General features: G+C 47.2%; 21 protein-coding genes. All 21 read right to left on the reverse strand.

Annotation, left to right across the window (positions count from 1 at the left end; genetic code table 11):
• Positions 1 to 17 precede the first annotated feature (17 nt).
• Positions 18 to 1748, reverse strand: coding sequence for a DNA repair protein RecN (gene recN / locus MHI30_RS12890; RefSeq protein ID WP_075752419.1), 1731 nt, complete (start codon positions 1746 to 1748; stop codon positions 18 to 20).
• A gap of 31 nt (positions 1749 to 1779) precedes the next feature.
• A complete protein-coding gene (gene argR / locus MHI30_RS12895; RefSeq protein ID WP_020452129.1) occupies positions 1780 to 2229 on the reverse strand; it encodes a transcriptional regulator ArgR in 450 nt (149 codons plus the stop codon).
• 167 nt (positions 2230 to 2396) lie between these two features.
• Positions 2397 to 3239 (reverse strand): TlyA family RNA methyltransferase, encoded by an 843-nt coding sequence (locus tag MHI30_RS12900; RefSeq protein ID WP_075752417.1) that lies wholly within the window; start codon positions 3237 to 3239, stop codon positions 2397 to 2399.
• Positions 3236 to 5137 carry a 1-deoxy-D-xylulose-5-phosphate synthase gene (gene dxs, locus MHI30_RS12905; protein WP_075752415.1) on the reverse strand — a complete coding sequence of 634 codons (1902 nt, stop codon included), beginning with the start codon at positions 5135 to 5137 and terminating at the stop codon, positions 3236 to 3238. The genes MHI30_RS12900 and dxs overlap by 4 nt, the downstream gene beginning before the upstream one ends.
• Before the next feature lie 232 nt (positions 5138 to 5369).
• Positions 5370 to 6260: a polyprenyl synthetase family protein gene (locus tag MHI30_RS12910; protein WP_075752413.1), complete on the reverse strand. Its 891-nt coding sequence runs from the start codon at positions 6258 to 6260 to the stop codon at positions 5370 to 5372.
• Positions 6250 to 6510 carry an exodeoxyribonuclease VII small subunit gene (locus MHI30_RS12915; RefSeq protein ID WP_075752411.1) on the reverse strand — a complete coding sequence of 87 codons (261 nt, stop codon included), beginning with the start codon at positions 6508 to 6510 and terminating at the stop codon, positions 6250 to 6252. The genes MHI30_RS12910 and MHI30_RS12915 overlap by 11 nt, the downstream gene beginning before the upstream one ends.
• Positions 6503 to 7852: an exodeoxyribonuclease VII large subunit gene (gene xseA, locus MHI30_RS12920; RefSeq protein ID WP_075752409.1), complete on the reverse strand. Its 1350-nt coding sequence runs from the start codon at positions 7850 to 7852 to the stop codon at positions 6503 to 6505. The genes MHI30_RS12915 and xseA overlap by 8 nt, the downstream gene beginning before the upstream one ends.
• 82 nt (positions 7853 to 7934) lie before the next feature.
• Positions 7935 to 8783, reverse strand: a complete 849-nt coding sequence (gene folD / locus MHI30_RS12925; protein ID WP_020452135.1) for a bifunctional methylenetetrahydrofolate dehydrogenase/methenyltetrahydrofolate cyclohydrolase FolD — start codon at positions 8781 to 8783, stop codon at positions 7935 to 7937.
• 16 nt (positions 8784 to 8799) lie between these two features.
• Complete coding sequence (gene nusB / locus MHI30_RS12930) at positions 8800 to 9189, reverse strand: transcription antitermination factor NusB (RefSeq protein ID WP_020452136.1); 390 nt, start codon at positions 9187 to 9189, stop codon at positions 8800 to 8802.
• A gap of 292 nt (positions 9190 to 9481) precedes the next feature.
• A complete protein-coding gene (locus MHI30_RS12935; RefSeq protein ID WP_031304734.1) occupies positions 9482 to 9865 on the reverse strand; it encodes an Asp23/Gls24 family envelope stress response protein in 384 nt (127 codons plus the stop codon).
• Between the two features lie 47 nt (positions 9866 to 9912).
• Positions 9913 to 11265, reverse strand: coding sequence for an acetyl-CoA carboxylase biotin carboxylase subunit (accC, locus tag MHI30_RS12940; RefSeq protein ID WP_075752407.1), 1353 nt, complete (start codon positions 11263 to 11265; stop codon positions 9913 to 9915).
• A gap of 11 nt (positions 11266 to 11276) precedes the next feature.
• Entirely contained in the window at positions 11277 to 11756 is a 480-nt protein-coding gene (accB, locus tag MHI30_RS12945; RefSeq protein WP_075752405.1) for an acetyl-CoA carboxylase biotin carboxyl carrier protein, read from the reverse strand.
• A gap of 173 nt (positions 11757 to 11929) precedes the next feature.
• Positions 11930 to 12565, reverse strand: coding sequence for a SpoIIIAH-like family protein (locus MHI30_RS12950; RefSeq protein ID WP_178388308.1), 636 nt, complete (start codon positions 12563 to 12565; stop codon positions 11930 to 11932).
• A 3-nt stretch (positions 12566 to 12568) separates the two neighbouring features.
• Complete coding sequence (gene spoIIIAG / locus MHI30_RS12955) at positions 12569 to 13264, reverse strand: stage III sporulation protein AG (RefSeq protein WP_075752401.1); 696 nt, start codon at positions 13262 to 13264, stop codon at positions 12569 to 12571.
• On the reverse strand, positions 13257 to 13886 hold the full coding sequence (gene spoIIIAF / locus MHI30_RS12960) for a stage III sporulation protein AF (RefSeq protein WP_035338364.1): 630 nt from the start codon (positions 13884 to 13886) through the stop codon (positions 13257 to 13259). Before spoIIIAF ends, spoIIIAG begins: the two co-directional genes overlap by 8 nt.
• 11 nt (positions 13887 to 13897) lie before the next feature.
• Positions 13898 to 15103, reverse strand: a complete 1206-nt coding sequence (spoIIIAE, locus tag MHI30_RS12965; protein WP_075752399.1) for a stage III sporulation protein AE — start codon at positions 15101 to 15103, stop codon at positions 13898 to 13900.
• 22 nt (positions 15104 to 15125) lie between these two features.
• Positions 15126 to 15521 carry a stage III sporulation protein AD gene (gene spoIIIAD, locus MHI30_RS12970; protein ID WP_256164082.1) on the reverse strand — a complete coding sequence of 132 codons (396 nt, stop codon included), beginning with the start codon at positions 15519 to 15521 and terminating at the stop codon, positions 15126 to 15128.
• Between the two features lie 12 nt (positions 15522 to 15533).
• Positions 15534 to 15740, reverse strand: coding sequence for a stage III sporulation protein AC (gene spoIIIAC / locus MHI30_RS12975; RefSeq protein ID WP_003183409.1), 207 nt, complete (start codon positions 15738 to 15740; stop codon positions 15534 to 15536).
• Between the two features lie 22 nt (positions 15741 to 15762).
• On the reverse strand, positions 15763 to 16278 hold the full coding sequence (spoIIIAB, locus tag MHI30_RS12980) for a stage III sporulation protein SpoIIIAB (RefSeq protein WP_075752397.1): 516 nt from the start codon (positions 16276 to 16278) through the stop codon (positions 15763 to 15765).
• The gene (gene spoIIIAA, locus MHI30_RS12985) at positions 16272 to 17195 is read right to left on the reverse strand and encodes a stage III sporulation protein AA (protein WP_075752395.1); all 924 of its coding nucleotides are present in this window, start codon (positions 17193 to 17195) and stop codon (positions 16272 to 16274) included. The genes spoIIIAB and spoIIIAA overlap by 7 nt, the downstream gene beginning before the upstream one ends.
• Before the next feature lie 91 nt (positions 17196 to 17286).
• Positions 17287 to 17568, reverse strand: coding sequence for a YqhV family protein (locus tag MHI30_RS12990; RefSeq protein WP_075752393.1), 282 nt, complete (start codon positions 17566 to 17568; stop codon positions 17287 to 17289).
• Between the last annotated feature and the right edge of the window lie 100 nt (positions 17569 to 17668).

The raw sequence follows: 17668 nt of genomic DNA on the forward strand, positions 1-17668 counted from the left end.
TGTTCAGGATGAACAGCTTATCCGGTAGTTTTAACAAGCTTAGCTTGGTTCAAAAGTTCTTTCGCATGGCGCTTCGTCAAATCCGTTACTTCAACACCGGCGATCATCCGGCCGATTTCCGCTATTTTTTCCTGTTTTGACAACGGTGTGACGCTTGTCGTCGTTCTCCCGTCTTTCGACTGTTTCGTGATCAAAAGGTGGGTGTCAGCCATGGCGGCCACCTGCGGCAAGTGGGTAATGCATAAAACTTGAGAACCGATCGAGACGCGGTGTATTTTTTCGGCGATCGCCTGTGCGACTCTGCCGCTTACACCCGTATCCACTTCATCGAAAATGATCGATGTGACATCCTGCTGAGCAGAGAAAATGCTTTTCATCGCCAGCATGATTCTTGACAGCTCTCCTCCAGATGCAACCTTTGACAAAGATTTGAGCGGTTCTCCCGTGTTTGTTGAGATTAGGAAATGGACGGTGTCAATGCCGTGCTTTGTGAGCTGAACCGGCATACCGTTGACGACGGGTGCATCATCATCCCGTTCCGCTTTTTTCACCTGGAATTCCGTATCGAATGTCGATTTTTCCATATACAAATCTTTCAGTTCCTGCTGAATCTGTTTGGCCAGTTTTTTCGCCCATTTTTTTCTGATTTCGGACACATTGGCGGCTTCAATCGCCACATCCTTGCCGATTGATTCGAGTCGGGATTTTAAAGCCTGCAAGTGGCTGTCCCGGTTTTCGATCCGATCGATCTCTTCCTCTATCTTAGCCGAATAAGCTTGGATATCTTCGACAGTAGCGCCGTATTTGCGTTTCAGCTGTTTGATTTCGTTTAATCGCGATTCGATATAATCGAGGCGCTCGGGGTCGTATTCGAGTTCATCCAGCATATTTCTGATCTGAAAAGTTGAATCTTCAAGAATGTAGTAAGCGTTGGCTACGGATTCAGATACTTTATTGAGCCCTTCATTGATGCCTGAGACGTTTTCAAGCTCGCTTGAAGCCATGCCGACCCAGTCAAGCCCGGCCTGCTCGTTGCGAAGCGCATTATAGGCGTTTTGCAGGGCTTCGTATATTTTTTCAAAATTTGCGATTTGACGGCGCTCTTCCTGAAGAAGTTCGTCCTCTTTCGGCTCAAGGTTTGCAGATTCGATTTCATCAAGCTGGAATTGTATTAAATCAAGTCTGTGAGCCATTTCCTGCTCGCTTTCAGAAAGCTCTTTCACCTTTTTCATGACGTCCATGTAGCGGCTGTAAACTTCCTGATACGCTTTTAAAGCATTTTCGATTTCTTCTCCTGCAAACCTGTCCAGAAGCTGAAGATGGTGCTCGTCCTCCATCAGCAGCTGATTGTCGTGCTGCCCGTGAATGTCAAGCAGCAGTCTGCCGACTTCCCGCAAAGCGGCAATGGTGACAAGTTTTCCATTGACGCGGCAGATGCTCTTGCCGTTTGCGTTAATATCTCTCCTCATGACGATCATGTCATCCGAGGCTTCAATCCCCAGTTCTGTGCACAAATCAAAAACCGGATGGCCGCTGTCAAGGAGGAAAAGCCCTTCCAATTCGGCTCTTTTTTCGCCATATCTGACATATTCGGACGAGCCGCGGCCTCCAACAAGCAAAGAGACGGCGTCGATGATGATCGATTTTCCGGCCCCGGTTTCACCGGTCAGAACCGTCAGCCCTTTTTCAAAAGAAACGGTTAATTCTTCGATAATGGCAAAGTTTTTGATCGATAATTCAGCTAACAAGCTTTCATGACACCTCTTTTCAGGCCTTCGTTTATAAAAGCTCCAATATTTTCTTCTGTACGATTTTGGTATCATCATGCGTCCGGCAGATGATCAAAATGGTATCATCTCCGCAGATCGTTCCCATGATTTCTTCCCAATCCAAATTGTCCATCAGCGCCCCGATCGCCTGCGCGTTGCCCGGCATTGTTTTTAAAACGATCAGATGGCTGGCTGAGTCGATTTTGACAAATGCGTCCATCAATGATCTTTTTAATTTGGAAAGGGGATTAAAGCGCTGATCAGCAGGCAGGCTGTATTTGTAGGAACCGTTGTTTGTCGGCACCTTGACCAAATGAAGCTCTTTAATGTCCCGCGAGACGGTGGCCTGCGTCACATTATAGCCGTCTTTCTTTAAAATATCGACAAGCTCATCCTGTGTTTCAATTTCATTAGCGGTGATAATCTCCCTGATTTTAATATGCCTTTGACCTTTGTTCATTTCACACCTCGTTTTATACACAAATTGTGTATGTTTATACATTTATGTTAAATGATTTTGTCGGAAAAGTACATGTTTGCAGTAAAAAAGGAATAATAGCCCACTATTATTCCTTTTTGCGTGCCGGCCACCCTCGCATTCGCCGTACGGCTCTCAAGGGTTTTTAATCACGCTGATCCGTTTTTTTTCGCTTTTAATGTCTTGTGAGCCTCTGCGACAATTTGATTGATCGTTTCTTCTGCTATCGGCGTGCCGGGCTGTGCCTCCCCGTCCCAATGCAAATGGAGAAGGAATTCGATGTTGCCGTCGCCGCCGGTAATCGGCGAAAACGAGGCGTTTCGGCAGTCGTATCCTTCCAGAGCCGCAAACCGGCTGATGTCATCAAGCACAGCTTTATGGACGAGGGGATCGCGGACGATTCCTTTTTTCCCGACGGATTCCCGCCCTGCTTCAAACTGCGGTTTGACGAGAGCGATGCAGTCGCTTCCCGGCACTAAAATGCTCTTAAGCACAGGCAGGATGATTTTCAGAGAGATAAAAGAGACATCGATCGTCGCGAACTCCGGCAGTCCTTCCGTAAAATCGGCAGGTGTGCAATACCGGAAATTGGTGCGTTCCATCACCACAACCCGCTCATCCTGCCTCAGCTTCCAGGCGAGCTGATTATACCCGACATCAACGGCGTATGAGCGGAGAGCGCCGTTTTGCAGCGCGCAGTCTGTGAAGCCGCCGGTGGAAGAGCCGATGTCAATCATCAGCTTGCCTTGAACGGAAAGCTGAAACTCTTTTAATGCTTTTTCAAGTTTTAATCCGCCTCTTGAGACGTATTTTAACGGGTTTCCTTTAACGGTCAGCGGAATCGTGCGGTCAACCTTTTCGCCCGGCTTGTCCAGTCTGTTTTCATTCGTATAGACGATGCCGGCCATGATGGCTCTTTTCGCTTTTTCCCGCGTTTCCATTAACCCTCTTTCTACTAATAAAACGTCGAGCCGTTCTTTTTTTCCTGTCATGATCCAATTCCTTTATGAGTCTTTACGGGCGTCAAGAGTCTTATTCGTCTGATGACGTCTTCTTTTGTCATTCCGATCTCTTCCAGAAGCTTGGCGACGCTGCCATGTTCAATAAATTGATCAGGTATCCCCATCCTGTCAATGATCGGGCTGTAAGACTGATGTTCATGGGCATACTCAAGGATCGAGCTGCCGAATCCGCCTTGAAGCACAGCCTCTTCGATCGTTAAAATCGGAAGCCCCTCGTTCAGGATTTCCATCAGCATGTTTTCGTCAAGCGGCTTGATAAAACGGGCGTTAACCACTCTGACCGAACGCCCTTCTTTCTGCAGCTCCTCCGCGGCAGCAAGCGCCATCGGAATGGTGGTGCCGAATGTTAAAATGACCGCGTCTGTCCCGGGTTTCAGCACTTCCCACGTTCCGATCGGGATCGTTTTCAATTCTTTATCCATTTTGACGCCGAGTCCGTTTCCGCGCGGAAAGCGCATGGCAATCGGGCCGTCGTCGTATTTGACAGCCGTGTTGACCATGTGCTGGCCTTCGTTTTCATCTTTCGGCATCATGAGAACCAAATTCGGAATATGCCGTAAAAAAGCAATGTCAAACACGCCCTGGTGTGTTTCCCCGTCAGCGCCGACAAGGCCCGCTCTGTCAATGCCGATAAATACATTTAGGTTTTGCCGGCAAATATCATGGACAACCTGGTCATAAGCGCGCTGAAGAAATGTCGAATAGATCGCCAGAAACGGCTTCATATTCTGAGTCGCGAGACCAGCCGCCATCGTTGCCGCATGCTGTTCCGCAATGCCGACATCAAACATGCGCTCCGGAAACTCGCTCGCAAACCCTTCAAGTTTTGAACCGACAGGCATGGCCGGAGTAATGGCCACAATCCGTTCATCCTCGCGGGCAAGCTTCCTGACCGTTTCGCTTACGAGCGCGCTCCATGATGGCGCAGCGGCTTTCGGCTTAACAAAATCACCGGTATCGATTTTATATGGGCCGGTTCCGTGCCATGTGCCGGTTTTATCGGTTTCCGCAGGCTTATAGCCTTTTCCTTTTTTCGTAATAACGTGGAGGAGTACCGGGCCTTTCGTCTTTTTCGCATACTGCAAGTTTTCAAACAGTTCATCATAGGAATGACCGTCTACAGGCCCTAAATACGTAAATCCGAGCTCTTCAAAGAACATCCCGGATACCAGCAGGTATTTAAGGCTGTCTTTGATCCGCTCGGCTGTAGCGGCAAGCTTGCCGCCAACAGCAGGAATCCGCTTGAACAAATACTCAAGCTCATCTTTGACCCATTGGTATTTTCCGGCTGTGCGCAGCCTTCCGAGCATGGAATGAATCGCTCCGACGTTTGGAGCGATGCTCATTTCGTTGTCATTCAAAATGACAATCATGTCTTTTTGCTCATGGCCGATATGGTTAAGCGCTTCAAGAGCCATGCCGCCGGTCAGTGCACCGTCTCCGATGATCGGGATGATATATTCGTTAGTCCCTTTCAAGTCTCTCGCAGCCGCCATCCCCATCGCACCGGAGAGAGAAGTCGAACTGTGGCCCGTTTCCCAGACATCATGTTCGCTTTCATTCCGCTTTGGAAAACCGCACAGTCCTTTATGCTGACGCAGCGTGGCGAAGTCCTTTCCGCGGCCGGTCAACAGTTTATGGACATACGATTGATGCCCCACATCCCACAAAAACTTATCTTTCGGGCTGTTAAATTCTTTATGCAATGCAATGGTAAGCTCGACAACACCGAGATTCGGACCAATGTGCCCTCCAGATTCAGAAAGCGTTTCAATTAAAAAGCGGCGAATTTCAGCGCTTAAATCTTCCAGTTCTTGATTTGAAAGGTTCTTCAAAAATGCAGGGTCCTTTATCGATAACAGATCCAATCGGATCAACTCACTTTCAGCATGATTTCTGCAAGTATGCGCCTTGCTTCATTTTAAGTTTCAGCTTGAATTATTATATGACGAATTCATCCCCATGCGCAAACTTGCATATGCGGACGCTTCGTTTGAAAAAACAGCCGCTAACACAACGTGATAACGGCGCGGCGTTTTAGAGTTCAACTTTTTATATTTTATCATAATAAGCCTTTGATGCTCAAATGGAAGCCCTGTATCAATGATCCCTTGCGGCAATCATATCGCAGAACTCGTACATAAGCTCTTTTTCAAGCGGAAGCTCTGAAATCAGCCGTTTTGCTTTTTCAATATGTTCATCAAGCTTTTGGCTGGCGCCCTCAAGCGAAAGGAGCGACGGATAGGTCGATTTTCCGTTTGTCTCGTCAGATCCGATCCGTTTGCCGATTTTATCCTCTGAGCCTTCAAGGTCGAGAATGTCATCTCTGATCTGGAAGCCGATGCCGATATGATGGCTGAATTCGCGGAGCTTTTCAATCTCTTTTTCAGATGCATCTGCTAGAATCGCCCCCGCGATGACGCTGAAGCTGAGGAGTTTAGCCGTTTTTCCTTCGTGAATCCGCTGCAGTTCATCAAGAGAGACAGACTTTGATTCCGCTTCCATATCTAAAATCTGACCGCCTACCATGCCTTCAGCCCCCGCCGCCGATATCAGCTCATTCACCAGTCTGATGCGTTTTTCAGCGGATACATCAGAAGGCATATTGGAAGTGATCATTTTGAAGCTTTCAGTTAATAAGGCGTCTCCGGCGAGAATGGCCGTCGCTTCCCCGTAAATTTTATGGTTTGTCGGCTTTCCCCTTCTGAGGTCATCGTCATCCATACAAGGAAGATCGTCATGGATTAATGAATACGTATGGATCATTTCAACCGCGCACCCGACCGGAATTCCGGCTTCTTCGTCTTTTCCGTACGCATGAAGAAGCGCAAGAACCAAAATCGGTCTCAGCCGTTTCCCTCCGGCTTCCAATGAGTACAGCATGGATTCCTTGAGGATAGACGGCGCTCGCAGGTCTTTAATATACATCGGAAGGCGTTCTTCAATTAATGTTTTTCTCGATTTTAAAAATCCGTCAAGTTTACCGGTCACCTTTTTCCTCCTCCCGAACACTGAAAGGAGCTAATTCCCCATTTTCCCGCAAAATGTAGTCCATCTGCTTTTCGACATTTTGCAGTTTTTCGTGGCACATTTTCGAAAGAGCCATCCCTTTCTGGAAATAGTCGATCGCCTTTTCCAAAGGCACATCCCCTTCTTCAAGCTTTGATACGATCTGTTCCAGACCTTTCATCGCCTCTTCAAATGTCAGGTCTTCCCGGTTTGTTTTGTTTTCTTCAGCCATTTGTTTCGCCTCTCTTTTGCAGTACCTCACAGGTCAGCGTCCCATCATTTAATGTGACGCGGATCTCATCTTTTTCATGAACCTGTTCAATACTTTTAATCAATTCATTTTCCTTATATGTCAAACTGTACCCTCTTTCCATCACTTGGAGAGGGCTTAATGCATTCAGTTTACCAAGAACCGTTTGAAACTGCGAGTGAATCTGCTTCAGCTGCACATCCATATTCCGCTTCAGCCGGACTGTTTGCTCTTCATGCCTCTTTCTCGCTTGTTTAAGCTGCTCCTCGGGATGAAGCATCTCCAGCTTGTATGTCTGTTCGTTCAGTTTTTGTTCTTTGCGTTCAACGGTCATCGCCAGCTGTTTTTGGAAACGGTCGAATATCAGGTCGAATTCCTGTTCCTTTTGGGCATACAGCCGTTTCGGGTAGCGGAAGGCATAAGAGGACTGAAGGGTTTTCACCCGCTCCTGCCGCTTTCTTAAATCCTGCTGCATCGATTTTGCAATTCTCGCTTCGAGCGTTTTCAGACGCTCCAGCAAATCAAGCATATTAGGGACGGCCTGTTCGGCCGCTCCCGTCGGGGTCGCCGCCCGTAAATCCGCGACAAAATCGCTGATTGTAAAATCCGTTTCATGCCCGACGGCAGAAATGATCGGAATGCCGGAAGAAAAAATGGCCCTGGCGACAGCCTCTTCATTAAATGCCCACAGCTCTTCGATCGATCCTCCTCCGCGTCCGACGATTAATACATCGCATAACTCTCTGCGGTTAGCCTCTTTAATGCTGCTGACGATTGACTCGCCCGCGTTTACTCCTTGAACGAGCGTTGGAAAGACGATCACTTTTACAAGGGGGTATCTTCTTTTAATGGTGGTGATCACATCGCGTACAGCCGCTCCAGTTGGAGACGTGACAACACCGACGACTGATGGGAACGCGGGGATGGGTTTCTTATGTTTTTCATCAAACAAGCCTTCTTGCGATAGCTTTTTCTTAAGTTCCTCATACGCGAGATGAAGCGCACCTATGCCGTCAGGCTGTATTTCTTTTGCATAGAGCTGATAGTTGCCGCTCGGTTCATATACCGAAATGCCGCCTCTCACCAATACTTTCATCCCGTTTTCAGGGGTAAAGGCGAGATTTCTGTTTTGTCTGGCGAACATGACGGATTGAATGCGGGCGTTATCATCTTTCAGTGTAAAATAAATATGGCCTCTGCTATGTATTTTAACATTTGACAGCTCGCCCTTGATCCAAATATCTTCAAGATGGGGGTCCACGTCAAATTTGCGCTTAATATATTTTGTCAAAGCCGTGACCGTGACAAATGAAATTTCACTCATGGCACAGTCTCCTTTCTAAGAAGGCACAAGCACGTTCATCCGCCGGCGCGAGACCAGGCGGATGAACGGCTGTACATTAAAGTTAAATTGTACGCTTCGCTGATTTAACCGTGTTATGGGCCAGCATTGTAATCGTCATCGGACCGACACCGCCCGGTACGGGGGTAATATAGGAAGCCTTTTCCTTCGCTTCTTCAAAATCGACATCACCGACGAGCTTTCCGTTGTCAAGGCGGTTAACGCCGACATCAATGACAACGGCTCCCTCTTTCATTTGATCCGCTTTGATGAAATTCGCCTTTCCGACAGCGACAATCAGAATGTCAGCTTTTTTTGTGTGAGCCGTAATGTCGGCCGTTCTTGAATGGCAGTACGTAACGGTTGCGTTTTCGTTCAAGAGCAGCTGTCCTACCGGCTTTCCGACGATATTGCTTCGCCCGACGACAACAACCTCTTTTCCCGACAGATCAATCTCGGTTTTCTTTAAAAGCTCCACGATGCCCGCAGGCGTGCAAGGCAGAAATGTGTCTTCGCCAAGCAGCATCTTTCCTACGTTTAATGGATGAAAACCGTCAACATCTTTGTCAGGGGATATTCTTTCAATCACCGCTTGTTCGGAAATATGATCCGGAAGAGGCAGCTGGACAAGAATTCCGTGAAAGTCGTTATTTTGGTTGTACTGGTCAATCACTTCAAGAAGCTCTTGTTCAGAGAAGCTTGCATCGAAATGATCCAGCTGAAAACGAATCCCCATGGCTTCAGCTGCTTTTTTCTTTCCCCGTACATATGAAAGAGACGCCGGATCATCACCAATTAAAATAACGGCCAGTCCCGGGGTCACTCCTTGTTTTTTCAGCTCTTCAACTTCCTTGGCCAGCTGCCCGCGCTTTTCCTTTGCTGTTTCTTTCCCGTCGATGATGGTTGCTGTCATTTGCTCTCCTCCTAGATTATTCAAGATCGGATTTAATGTTAGAAAGAACACCGTTTACAAACTTCGCCGACTTGTCATCTCCAAATTGCTTCGCCAGTTCAATCGCTTCATTCATAGAGACGTTGACAGGTATGTCTTCTAAAAAGATCATTTCGTAGGCGGACAAACGCAAAATCGCGCGGTCGACATTCGCCAGCCTGTCAAGCTTCCAATTGACGAGATGCCGTTTGATCATCTCATCGATTTTCTCTTTGTTCTCTAAGACCCCGTAAACAAGCTGCTCGAAAAAAGCGTCGCTTTCCTGCCCGTCCAAGGCGTGCTGCATCGCTTCATTCGGTTCTGTATCACTGACATCAATCTGGAATAGTGACTGCAAAGCCTTTTCTCTTGCTGTTCTTCTTTTCATTCTTTCTTTTTCTCCTTTAACCCTCTTTGCCGCTTGCCGTTTAAGCCACAAAGAGATCATATCATATTTTTAGTCTTTCCGCATGCAAAAATCGCGGTTTTATCGTCAATAACCGAATAATAAGAAATAATCATTTATTATCATTCGTTTTTCGAACTTCTTTGCAAACTTTCCGGTTCCTCTTATTTTTGGTCGATAACAGCGGAAAGATGCTTTTAAACGTCATTTTTTAAAACGGAACATGAAAAAACCAAAGGGCCGTCATTCCCCTTGGTTCTTCCACTTCACCGCACTACATCTCTTGATCGACTTCCACCTCGTGCGTTTTTGAATCGAATTGAATGCCAACGATGTGAATATTGATTTCATTAATCGAAAGAGCTGTCATATTGAGAAGCGTCTGGCGGATATTATCCTGAACGGCATTTGCAACTTTAGGAATCGAAACGCCAAACATCATCACGCAATAAACATCAATGATAATTCCGTCATCTGACAAATCAACTTTGACGCCTTTGCCGTGATTCTTTTTTCCAAACCGTTCCACGACACCTGTCGCAAAATTGCCGCGCATTTCAGCTACGCCTTCAACTTCGGAAGCTGCGATTCCGGCAATGACTTCGATGACTTCCGGAGCGATTTCCACTTTTCCTAAATGATTGTCTTCATGGCTCATTTCCAATAAGCTGTTGTCGTCTTTCAATATGTTCACCTCCGTTAAAATTACGATCCCATTACATCATATATTTCTAAAAACTTCGTATTAAATTCTCCGCTTACGAATGTTTCGTGCTCGAGCAGTTTCAGATGGAACGGTATCGTCGTATGAACGCCTTCGATGACGAATTCGCTCAACGCTCTTTTCATTCTTGATACAGCTTCTTCCCTCGTCTTCCCGTATGTGATGACTTTTGCAATCATGCTGTCATAATAAGGAGGAATCGAGTATCCCGGATAAGCCGCAGAATCCACTCTGACGCCGAGCCCGCCCGGAGGCAGATACATCTCGATTTTTCCCGGAGAAGGCATGAAGTTTTTCTCAGGGTTTTCCGCATTAATCCGGCATTCGATTGCCCAGCCGTTAAAAGTGACTTCATCTTGGGTGAGGGCTAATTTTTCGCCTGACGCCACTCTGATCTGCTCTTTAATCAAATCAACGCCCGTCACCATCTCTGTTACCGGATGCTCAACCTGAATGCGCGTGTTCATTTCCATAAAGTAGAACTTCTGCTCGCGGTAATCGTAGATAAATTCAACTGTTCCCGCGCCCGTGTACTTAACGGCTTCAGCCGCTTTGACGGCCGCCTCCCCCATTTGCTCCCTGATTCCTTCATCAAGCGCAGGTGAAGGGGTTTCTTCAAGCAGCTTTTGGAGCCTTCTTTGGATTGAGCAGTCGCGTTCACCCAAGTGAATCGTATTTCCGTGTGTGTCCGCAAGCACTTGGATCTCGACGTGTCTGAAGTCTTCAATGTACTTTTCAATGTACACACCCGGGTTGCCGAAAGCGGTGGCCGCTTCCTGCTGAGTGATTTTAATGCCGTTGATCAGTTCTTCTTCCGTACGAGCGACCCTGATTCCTTTTCCGCCGCCACCGGCAGTTGCCTTTATAATGACAGGATACCCTATATCGCGCGCCAATGAAACCGCATCTTCAATATCTTCAATAATTCCTTTGGAACCCGGTACGATTGGAACGCCAGCCTGCTGCATCGTTTCCCTGGCAACATCCTTTGTCCCCATCTTAGAGATCGCGTCTGCTGTCGGGCCGACGAAGGTTACGTTTACCTCTTCGCAAAGCTCGGCAAAATCGGCGTTTTCCGCCAGGAAGCCGTAGCCCGGGTGAATCGCATCAGCGCCGGTCATTTTGGCGACGCTGACGATGTTCGTTATATTCAAGTAGCTGTCTTTTGAAAGCTTAGGTCCGATGCAAAATGCTTCATCAGCCATCTGAACATGGAGCGCCTCTCTGTCGGCCTCGGAAAAGACGGCCACCGTATCGATCCCCAGTTCTTTACACGCTCTGATAATTCTGACAGCAATTTCTCCCCTGTTCGCAATTAATAGCTTTTTGATCATCTTATTGCTCCTTACTCTGCTTTTACTAAAAATAAAGGTTGTCCGTATTCAACCAGCTGGCCATTTTCAACCAATACTTCAACGATCTCGCCTTTCACTTCGGCTTCGATCTCATTAAAGAGCTTCATCGCTTCCACAATGCAGACGACAGAGGATTCTGTTACCTTCGAACCGACTGTTACGTAAGGATCGGCTTCAGGCGAAGAAGACGCATAAAACGTTCCGACCATCGGAGAGGTGATTTTGTGGAGGTTTCCGCCGTCTTTTGCGGCTTCTTCTGCTGCAGGCGCATCCTGAACTGGCGCTTGCTTCGCCGGAGCTTCCGGAGCCGGTGTTTGAACAGGCGCTGCGGCCACTTGCTGGATGGTTTGCACGGTTCCGCTTTGTTTTTTCAGTTCAACCTTCGATCCTTCGTTTTCGTATGTAAATTCATTTATCGAAGATTCATCAATTAATTTTATCAACTGTCTGATTTCATCAATGTTTAACATGCTATCGCACTCCTAATGAAAAAGATTTTACGCATTTATCAGTTAGTACTAAAAGTACATACTATATTCATCTTACAGGAGAGGAATGCCGAATTCAACTACAATCATGAGCGCCCTGCATCAACAGGGGCCTCAGACATAAAAAAATCCCGCTTTTTGCAAGCGGGACATGTTCAATCTGCTGGCTCGAACGTCACAGCCACATCGTTTAAGTTTTTCACTTCTTTTGCGACGATGTCGATGATATCGGTGGCAGCGGCCTTCGAATGCTCCTTCGCCTTCACCGTAATATTGACTTTATCGCCGTCTGCATTGACCAAGGCATCTTTATAGCCTTTTGTTTTGATCAGGGTTTCAAGCGTCTTTTCCGTTCCTTCAGCTTCGCTGAGCTCTGTCATCTTGTCGTAAGCTTCGCTTTTTTCTTTTGCCGTCGCTTTATCGCTTCTGACGATTTCGGTTAATTCCTCCCTCTCCCTGCTGCGCTGATCGTCCATTTCCATGCGGTATGTCGTGAATAAATCTTCATCACCGGATGATTCTTTTGTTACGACTTCTCCGTTCTGTTCACTCGCAGACGTTTCTTTATCTTTTGCGTCTTTCCCTTCAGTTTTGTCTTTAGCAGGCGCTGTGTCTTCTTTGCCATCCTTGGCAGGCTCTTCTTTCATCGGTTTTTCTTTTTCAGCGGCGACTTGTTCTTTGTCATCCACCGTGACGACATTTTCTCCTTCAGGCGACATAATGTAGTAGACACTCAGCACAACGACGAGACTTAACATGGTTAAAAGCCAAACCGTTTGTTTTTTCAGCATCATTTATGAATCCTCCTTCATTTTTTTAGGGGCAACAGCGACGCGGTGGCTCGGAACATCAAGAACCCTTGTCACTGCTTCAATGATGGTCTTTTTTATTTGAACGTTGTCGACTCCTTGAGCGACAACGAGAACACCCCTGATATCGGGCTTTTTCGTCTGAACGACGACAGGCGTCTCTTTATCTCCGTTTTTGATGATGACAATTTCTTCGTCGGAAGACATTTCAGACACCGTTCGCTTGCCTCCTTGTTTATCTGTCTCATTCGTTGAAGTCTCCTGGGTTTTTCTATTTTTCTCGAATATTTTCAATGAGGTTGCGTCAACATTGACGACGATTGATACGTCTTCAACGCCGATGATCGTTTCCAATATGTCTTTGAGCTGATTCTCATATTCCTGTTCGTAATCTTGGATCGAGTCCTTCGGTTTGTCATCTGAAGCGGGTTTGAACACTTCCTTTTCACCCTCACCGCTCTGTCCGGCGCTTTCAGATGAAGCTTTTTGTGAAGCCGCCGGCTGATCTGCCGCTCGATCTTGAGAAGGTTCGGAAGAGAAGATTTGACTGACGAGCATGAAGGAAACGCCGAGAACAAAAAGCAGCAGAAAGTAGTGATATTTCGTCAGCTTTTTCCCGTTTTTCTCGTCTTTTGGCAGCAGGTGGCTGATCAGCTTTTCGATCCAGGTTCTTTTATTCATTGCCGCTTCGTTCTCCCCCTTCAATATGAACGGTAATCTTGTCGGGGCTTATTTCCCATATGCCTGCAAGCTGTTCTCTGACTTCCCCCGTCTCTTTCTTTTCTCTTTCTCGCATTGGCTGGTAGCCGCGATCCGTATTGATTTCGACAGGAGCGACGGCTTGGACCGTTTTTTCGGATGCCGGTTCCATGAATACCGAGACTTCCGCATGCTTACTGAGATCTTTCTCTGTTTTCAGCTGGCTGTCAGAAGAAACCGCGACTCGGTCAATCTTGTATTTGTCGCTTGTAAACCTTCCCTCTGCGCTCTTTTTCAATTGAACAGCCATTTGTTCTAAGATATATGCTTGTTGTGAGGCTTGTATTTCTTTTTTTTCTGAATTCAGCTGATTTTTTATTTCGTTTGACTGAACTTGTCCGTTTTTTGTAAGCCTCTCAAAGATGACATCCGGATCGGTCCTGAATAAAGAGAAAATCGGATTCAGTATCACAACGATCAAGAGCAGGCTGATCACCATTTTCGCGTATTTTTGCATGCTCGAATTCGGCAGAAGCATATCGATGACGATCGCCATCAGAATAAATAGAATAATGTTCGTGAGCCACTCTGTCAGAAATTCCATCTCATCCCTCCCTACTTCATCATCATCGTCAGATTCCCCGCTGTAATGATCACGGTTAAGCTTAAAAAAAACATCAGCGAAACGATGGCCATGGCCGCGAAAATGTAGATGACGCTTTTGCTGATGACATCCAGGCAGCTGATCACCGGACCGCCTCCGAGAGGCTGGAGAACGGCTGCGGCAATTTTATATATGAGCGCGAGGGAGAGAATTTTGATCGCGGGAAAGGCTGCGATGCAAATCAAGATCGCCACGCCGAGTATCCCGACGGTATTTTTCAGCAGGAGAGACGCGCTGATCACCGTGTCCGTCGCTTCGGTAAACATGCGGCCCAATACGGGGATGAAGTTTCCGGTGATGAATTTGGCCGTCCGCAAAGTAATGCCGTCCGTCACTGCGGCTGAGGCGCCCTGAACCGAGATGACGCCGAGGAACACGGTTAAAAATGCAGCCAGCGTGCCGATCGCCGCATTTCTGAGGAGCTGGGCCAGCTGTGTGACTTTATACTGGTCCGTCATCGTGCTGACAATGCTTAAAATCGCTGATAAAAATAAAAGCGGCAGCACGATATATTGGATAAACAAGCCGCTCGTGTTCATGAGAAAGAGAATGACCGGATGAAAAAATGCGGCTGAGGCGGCTCCTCCCGAAGTCGCCATCAGCGCTAGAAGCAGAGGTACGAGCGACAGGATAAAGCTTGTCATCGTCTGGATCGCTTCATTCGCATATGTGACGGCAACCCGAAAGCTGTTGAGCGCAAGAATGATCAGCACCATATAGACAATTGCATAAGCCACTTTGCTGACGGTGCTTTGCTGAAATGCGTTTTGCAAAAGCTGAAGCAGCACGCAGAAGATGGTCAACAGGATCAGCGTCCCGAGCAGTTTCCCGTTAGCCAGCACTTCATGAAACAAGTAAGAAAACAGCGCTTTGCCCCATTCCTCAGGCGAAAAGTGCTTTTCACCTTTGACAAATTCAAGCAGGCTTCCTTTTTGACTTTCGGGAAGGTGTCCCCCATACTCAGTCAAAATGTTGTTCCAGAACTCCCCGACCCGGTCGAGCTCCAAACCTTCAGCCTGCTCTCTGGCCATCGCTTCAGCCGATTCTTCCGCGGCGGGTTCTCCAGCCGGCTCCGCTTCTTTTGGCGAAGCTTGTACATCACGCGCTCCAAAGCATACGATTCCGATGATCAAGAGCCAGAACAGAAAACGCTTCACTCAGGGAAATCCTCCTTTCTGACTAAGACATGGAAGGGATGAGTCCGATGATCGTTTCGATAATGACGGTTAAAATAGGCACGGCCATGACTAAGATGAGGATTTTGCCTGCCAATTCGATTTTTGAAGCAATCGCACCCTGTCCGGCATCCTTCGTCAGCTGGGCGCCAAACTCCGCAATATAAGCAATCCCGATAATTTTCAAAATCGTTTCGACATACATCATGTTGATGTTGGCATTGGCAGCTATTTTTTCAATCATCCGAATGATTTCGTAGACTTGATCGACTAAGAATAAAAAAATCGTGCATCCGGCAAAAACGACAATCATAAAAGCAAACGTCGGTTTTTGCTCTTTCACAATCAAGCTGAGGAAGGTGGCGATCATTCCCAATCCTACGATTTGAACGATTTCAATGAGTGAGCCCCCCTATCCTTGAAATAGAAAGACAGCTTTTATCTTTTGGAACAGATCATCGACAACAGTAGCCACCATGAACAATATATAAATGAATCCTAAAAGCGTGACCCATTGGGCATATTCCTTCTTCCCCATTTGATCCAGTATGGTGTGAAGAAAAGCGACGACGATCCCGACGCCGGCAATTTGAAAAATAATATTTACGTCTACTCCCATTTCGTGTATGCTCCCCTCTTCATTACATCAATAGAAGAATCAGCAGCAGTCCCGACAAGAATCCAAGGCTCTTCACCATTTTTTCATTTTTCGCCTGGGCGAGATTTGCTTCAGCTTCCTCTGTCTCTAAATGGGTTAACGCCAGTTTGATATGTTTTTGCTGAGAAATCAGATCATGACGGCCAAGCGTTTCGCCGAATTGCCGTAAAATCTCGTATTCTTTCTTTTTGAGAGCCGTTTCGGGCCATACTTTCTCCAAGCTGTCTTCCCATGCCGTCCCCGCTGAAGCGCTGCCTTTTTCCAGCTGTTCTGCAAATGTCTGAAACAAAGAAGCTATCGGCCCGGAAACCTGGTGTGCGATCTGCTTTGATGCCTGAAGGAGCGGTGTGTGCCCGTACATGATTTCAGCCTCTAAAGACTGCAAAGCGGCCAGCAGCTGGCGGATTTGCTTCGGCCTATCCCTGAAAGGCTTCGCCATTTCAAAACCTGTCCATGTGGCTGCTGCCAAAATAAGCACGGCACCTAAAAGCTTCAGCATGATAACATCCTCTTCGCCGCGCCGAGCGGCTCTCCGTTCCCGTTTAAAATGCGGCTCAGGCTGCCGGGACCGTTCTTTCTGGAAAGTTCCACGATTCTCTCAAATACCCGGTGCTCCTGAAGCATTTTCAATGATGGACGCTTAGCGATATCGGCATATGTGCAGCCGTGAGCCGAAACGATGACAGACACCCCCGCATGGACCGCTTCCAAGAGCGCTTCTGCGTCTTCCATTCTTCCGATCTCATCGGCGATCATGACCTCCGGACTCATCGATCTGATCATCATCATCAGCCCTTCCGCTTTTGGGCAGGCGTCAAGAATGTCTGCCCGGTCGCCGAGCCGATATTGCGGGATGCCGTTTACACAACCTGCGATTTCAGACCTTTCGTCAACGATTCCCACCTTTTTGGCAGGCGCGTTGCCGCTTCCTGAGCTGATCAGCCTGGCGAGATCTCTGAGCAATGTTGTTTTTCCGGTTTGCGGCGGACCGATGATCAGCGTGTTCAGCCACGAGTTTTGAAATAAATGAGGGACATACGGTTCGGAAATGCCGATTTTTTCTTTGGCAATGCGGATATTAAATGATGATATTTCTCTGATTCCTTTGACTGCTCCGTTTTCGACGACAACCCGGCCGGCAAGCCCCACGCGGTGTCCGCCTCTGATCGTGACATATCCTTTTTTCAATTCCTCTTCCAGTGTATACATGCTGTAATTTCCCAGCCTGTTTAAAAGCAGCGCCGAGTCTTCAGGTGTCGCCGCATAAGGGAGAAAGCGCGGCTTTCCTTTGTTCACCAGTTCGAGCGGACGACTTGTCCGAATCCGAATTTCTTCTATCTGATTGATTTCATGGTCGCCAAGACCGCTGAGCGCGCGTTTGATCGTATCGGGGAGAATCTCTGTGATGTGATGCAAAAACACTCCCTCCTCTTTTTGCTTGTCTTCTATAAAAATGTATGATCAAAGGAAGACATTATGACAAGTCGGTCTCTCTTATCATGTGTCACTATTTATAGATCCCCGCGATGATCAACACCACTCCCATAAAGATCAAAATCAGCTTTGCGTAAGAAAGCTGCCCTGCAATCTGATAGATGCCGATTGTCATTGTAATAATAAAGATGAGCGGCCCGACCATCGCAAGCATACTGTTGACCGCCACGGCTTTTCTGACGTCGTTTGTCAAAAGCATCACGACAGCCGCCGTCAGTTCGATCAAAGATGATACAACCCTTAACGCCGCCATTGTCAAAACCGTCGGATTGACTTGTCCAAAGAAAAGCTTCATGTTCTTAAACCTCCAGTAACACTTCCTCTTTTATTACAATCTATGCTCTCCCTTGAAAAAGTAGTCTTCCGATTTTTCTATTTGGCCTGTGAGAGGTAAA

It is taken from the genome of Bacillus sp. FSL L8-0528 (assembly GCF_038593085.1).
In the GTDB taxonomy this organism is placed as follows: domain Bacteria; phylum Bacillota; class Bacilli; order Bacillales; family Bacillaceae; genus Bacillus; species Bacillus paralicheniformis.